The sequence below is a fragment of the Paenarthrobacter sp. Z7-10 genome, assembly GCF_026932795.1.
Taxonomy (GTDB): Bacteria; Actinomycetota; Actinomycetes; order Actinomycetales; family Micrococcaceae; genus Arthrobacter_M.
In genome coordinates, this window is the sequence record NZ_JADPVH010000108.1 from 1 (window position 1) to 4374 (window position 4374).

At 61.0% G+C, this 4374-nt stretch carries 5 protein-coding genes; 2 read left to right on the forward strand and 3 right to left on the reverse strand.

What is annotated here, in order from left to right; all coding sequences use genetic code 11:
* Positions 1-349: 349 nt before the first annotated feature.
* Both IV498_RS18510 and IV498_RS18515 read right to left on the reverse strand, forming a co-directional pair.
* Complete coding sequence (locus IV498_RS18510; RefSeq protein WP_269048544.1) at positions 350-715, reverse strand: LamG-like jellyroll fold domain-containing protein; 366 nt, start codon at positions 713-715, stop codon at positions 350-352.
* A gap of 140 nt (positions 716-855) precedes the next feature.
* Positions 856-2094, reverse strand: coding sequence for a choice-of-anchor P family protein (locus IV498_RS18515; RefSeq protein ID WP_269048545.1), 1239 nt, complete (start codon positions 2092-2094; stop codon positions 856-858).
* Between the two features lie 279 nt (positions 2095-2373).
* On the opposite strand from IV498_RS18515, the gene IV498_RS18520 reads away from it, so the two are divergent.
* On the forward strand, positions 2374-3255 hold the full coding sequence (locus IV498_RS18520; RefSeq protein ID WP_269048546.1) for an aldo/keto reductase: 882 nt from the start codon (positions 2374-2376) through the stop codon (positions 3253-3255).
* A gap of 330 nt (positions 3256-3585) precedes the next feature.
* Here IV498_RS18520 and IV498_RS18525 read toward each other — a convergent pair whose 3' ends face one another.
* Positions 3586-3738 carry a hypothetical protein gene (locus IV498_RS18525; RefSeq protein WP_269048547.1) on the reverse strand — a complete coding sequence of 51 codons (153 nt, stop codon included), beginning with the start codon at positions 3736-3738 and terminating at the stop codon, positions 3586-3588.
* Positions 3739-3877: 139 nt separating this feature from the next.
* Between IV498_RS18525 and IV498_RS18530 the strand changes: the two genes are divergently transcribed.
* On the forward strand, positions 3878-4150 hold the full coding sequence (locus IV498_RS18530; RefSeq protein WP_269048548.1) for a hypothetical protein: 273 nt from the start codon (positions 3878-3880) through the stop codon (positions 4148-4150).
* Positions 4151-4374 lie beyond the last annotated feature (224 nt).

Sequence of the window (4374 nt, forward strand, 5' to 3'; positions counted from 1 at the left end):
CATCGACTGGTATAACCACCGGCGTCTCCACGGAGAGATCGGCTACATGCCGCCCGTGGAAGCAGAAACCAATTACTACTCAAATCTGCCCGCCATCAAAACGATGGAACGGGTCTAACTAACCCTCCACCAAACCCGGGGCTTGACATCAGCGTCGGCCCAGCCCCAGAAACTGCGCGCGAGCTCGGCGGTCACGACCGACAAACATCCGCATCTCTTCCATCACGGCCGGGAGCCGCAGGGTTGCGGCCCCCTCCACCATCGAGGTCAGGGCGGACGTCCGGGGTTCTCGTTGCGGGTGTTGAAGTCCCTGCGCAGGTGTAGTTGATGCAGGGTGTGGGTAGGGGGTTTAGTTGTTAAGGCCGGCGGCGTAGCGGTTGCTGATCTGGGTGGGTGCGAGGGCGCTGTTGTAGACGGCGGCGAAGCGCAGGCTGCCGTTGAAGAATTTGTTGGCCGGTGCTGAGCGCCATTCGGTGTTGATTCGGTCGTCGCCGATTTTCCAGTAGCCCTGGTAGTTCCGGGCGGTCGTTGTTGCTGGATCGGCAGCAGCGTTTTGCCCGTCGATATACAGGATCATTCCGTTTGTTGAGAGTGTGACAATGGCTTGGTGCCAGGACCCATCGTTGTAGGCTTTGGGACTGATGACCGTTTTCGGGGAGACGGGCGTGGCTTCGAGCAGGGACGTGCGCCGCCTGCTGTGTTCCCGGGATGCCACCGTTCTGCAAGGACATGAAGGGGACTGCGAGGGATCCGCCGGAATTTAGTGGCTACAAATACTGGTGCAAGAGAGAGGGCCGCGGCCCGGGAACATGATGATCCCCGGGGCCGTGGCCCCACCTAACTTCGGCTTGAATGCTAGTTGCGCACTCCCGAGCTGGAGTAACCGATCTGAATCTTCGAGCCCGTCGGCAGGGACCCGCGTGCCTGGTTCAGGACGATCTGGATCATGGTGACCGTGACGCTCGAGGACGTCTTGACCACCTTGTGCAGCGTGACCTCGCCGAGTCCCGGCACCTGAACCACCGTATTGGGGGCAACGGAGGCTTTGATCGCGGTAAACCCGGTGATCTTCAGGTTAGTGAAGGTTGACGTATCGGTCAGGGTCACTGTGCCGCCCGAGGGGGCACGGCTGGCCGAGGTTTCCGCCTTGATGGCGTCGACCGTGACCAAACCATTGAGGACGTTCAATCCCGCTACCGTGTTGGTCACGGAAACCTTGAGCGTGGGCGTCAATATTCCCGTGGTGTTGGTCGTGGCCGCACCCGCCGTCAGGACACCGGAGATGGTGGCCCCGGCGACGTTCGCCGTACTGGTTCCGCCTGAGCACTTTACGGGCGCGTAGGCCGTTGCGCCGGATCCCACCAGCCCGTTCAGCAGCGACGCCTTTGTGCTGAAGCCGTTACCCGTGAGGTAGCCGGCCTGCGGTGGCGTGAGCCGGGCAGTGCTGACGCCAAGCCGGATGTCCGTGCCGATCTTGAGGCCGGGTAGGCCGGACTTGAGGATCTGGACCCGCAAAGCGGCGGTGGACACCTGATACGTGCCGTTGACCAGTCTTTTGTCCTGACCGTTGAGCGTGATCGTGCCGAGCGAGCCAAGCAGGGGGACCTTGAGGTCGATGATGGTGTTGGGGGCCGGGCTAACGCCAATCGGCAGACCCAACACCTTGAGGTTGACAATCGTCGTCCGGTTGGTGCCTGAGAACGCGCCCGTGGTGCTCTTGTCGGCCGAGCTCGTGGACGTGATGGCGCCGGCCGTGATCAGTCCACCCAGCAGGTTGGCTCCTGCTACCGTTGAATTCGCTTCGGCCCGTTTGCCCGTGGTCGTCAGGAGCGTCTTGACGCTTGTCACGGCAACACCGACCGTTGGGATATTCGCGGCCGCAACGTTATTGGTGGACGTTTTGCCGGTGGCCGAGGTGCAGGAGATGCTCGAGTAGGCCGTCGGACCCGAGACGAGGGACCTGTCAGCATTGACAATGTATGACCCATAGGCCGAGACCGAGAACCCCGTCTGAACCTGCGTGGGCGTGATGCTGGAGTCCGTAGCTTGGGCTGAGCCGAGAGGACCCGCAGCCACAAGCGTAAGCGCTCCCATGAATGCACCCAGTAATTGTTTCATTTTTCTCCCCAGAAGAATTCCACAAGATCTACTATCTTGTAGTGCTCACACGGTACGCCTGGCTTGAGGTGTGTCAAGGGGTACCAGGAGACTCACGAATAGTGCTCGCGAAGTGGGATGCGTGCCTCAATTAGGAATAGGTTTCTAAGACGCTGAGATGTACAGGGAGCGTGCCCGGGGGTGCGGTTAAGGAAACGTTCGGCAGTCCGGAGTCTTATTGCCCCGATTCGGAGAGGTAGCAGCTACCATTTTTGGATGCTTCAACGACAGATTGGCGATTCGTCCCTGACCGTTTCGGCCCTCGGTTTCGGGGCCGGCCATATCGGCGGCCCGGATTTGGATGAACGGGCTGCGCATGCGTTGTTGGACCGGGTTCTTGATCTGGGAATTACTTTCATTGACACGGCCCGCGGCTATGGGGCCTCGGAGGAACGGATCGGCAAGTGGCTGCCCCGGCACCGCGGTTCCGTGGTGCTTTCCACGAAAGTCGGCTACGACGTCCCCGGGGAGGAGGACTGGACCGCCGGCGCTGTTCGAGGCGGGGTCGAGCAGGCCCTGAGGGTGCTGAAGACGGACGTGATCGATGTGGTTTTCCTTCACTCGTGCACGCTTTCCGTCCTTGAAGGGGGAGAAGCGGTCGAGGCATTGCTGGCCTGCCGTGAGGCCGGAAAGATCCGGATCGCCGGATACAGCGGGGAAAACGACGAACTGGCCTGGGCGGCTGGGGCTGGGGCCTTCGATGTGCTGCAGACCTCCGTGAACCTGTTCGACCAGGCTTCCCTTCGCCGGACCCTGCCCGCTGCCAGTGAACATGGCCTGGGTGTGGTTGCCAAGCGGCCGCTGGCCAACGCCCCTTGGCGTTGGCGTGAACGCCCGGACGGCGTTTATGGTGAGACATACTGGGACCGTCTCCAGAAGATGAATTTGCGCCCCCTGGCAGATGATTGGGTCGGAACCGCCCTGGGGTTCTCCGCGTTCACTCCCGCGGTCAGTACCGCTATCGTCGGCACGTCCCGGCCAAGCAACCTCACCGCCGCTGCCGCAGCTATCGCCAGGGGGCCTCTTTCTGCTGCCGAACGGCAACGATGGGAACAAGCCTTCAACCCCCGTGCAGGGGAATGGGCAGGAGAAATCTGACCCGCTGGGTCTTGATCGCTCCAAGCGCATTGGCACCGCTTCCCGGATCGGGCCCCAAGCCAGTGCCGCATTCGTGTCTGCTCCTGCTGGTCATTCGTCGTCGGGTGTGGACGCAGAGGGGGGAGGGCGGAATCGGCGTGCACATCACCCCCGCTCGGGCGGCTTACGGGTTTGTGCCCTTTGCGTGCATCCGGTCCTGAAGGGTGAAGGCCAGGGAGCCCTTGGCCGGTACCGTCAAGCTCGCGAAGCTGGGTGAAGCCGGCCCTGCCGTAGAGCTGTGCGTGGCGGTGAACCATTTTTCGATTCCGGGTATGCCGATGAGGATCAGGGCTACGTTGTCCGGTCGTAGCGGTCGCGCAGCAGCTCCAGGGCAGTGGTGTTGAGGCACTCGGATTCGTCAATGATGAGCAGCTCCAGATGGTCTCCGCCGCGGTTGCTGGTTTGCTCGAGTTCGGCGTGGATCTGTCTGGGCGAAATGAACACCGCAGGGGGGTGTAGAAGACCCCGAGGTGTTTCCCGCAGGCCTCCGGTGGGACTTGGACCGCATGGAGATTGAAAAAAAACTTCCCCTGGTTTCCACGCCGGGCCTTATGGTGATGGTAACCACAAAGGGGTAATGGATATGGCGAACACCAAAGGTAAAGACACGACAACGGAGGGCATGCATGGCTCCTCCCGTGGTGGCACCGAGGGTTTGGCTCCGGGAGAGGTCACCAGGGACGCCAAAGGGTTGGGAGCAATGTTGGGAGATGCTGACCGTTCCAGCCTTGATGATCCGGTCCTGGCTCCGGGAACGGCGGACGCGGCCGCCATTGAAGATATGAAGAACAACCTCACCGTCTACGAAGACGAAAACGGCCAACATTATGCCCAGGACAACCCAACTCCTCCGTAAGCTGCCTTCAACGAAACGGAAACCATCAGGTCGAAGTCTGTTCCGTCTGGGCCGCTTCTGGTGCGGCTCGTCGGGGTTAGCCTCCCTCTTTCATGAGGGGCGGAGCCCAGGGGTGTGTTTAAAAGGCAGAAGGTGCCTCTGACCTGCGAAAATAGTAGTTACCAAACAGCTATTTCGAACAGACCTTTGAGGCACCTTCCAAGTGAAGAATTCTACCGGCTTTT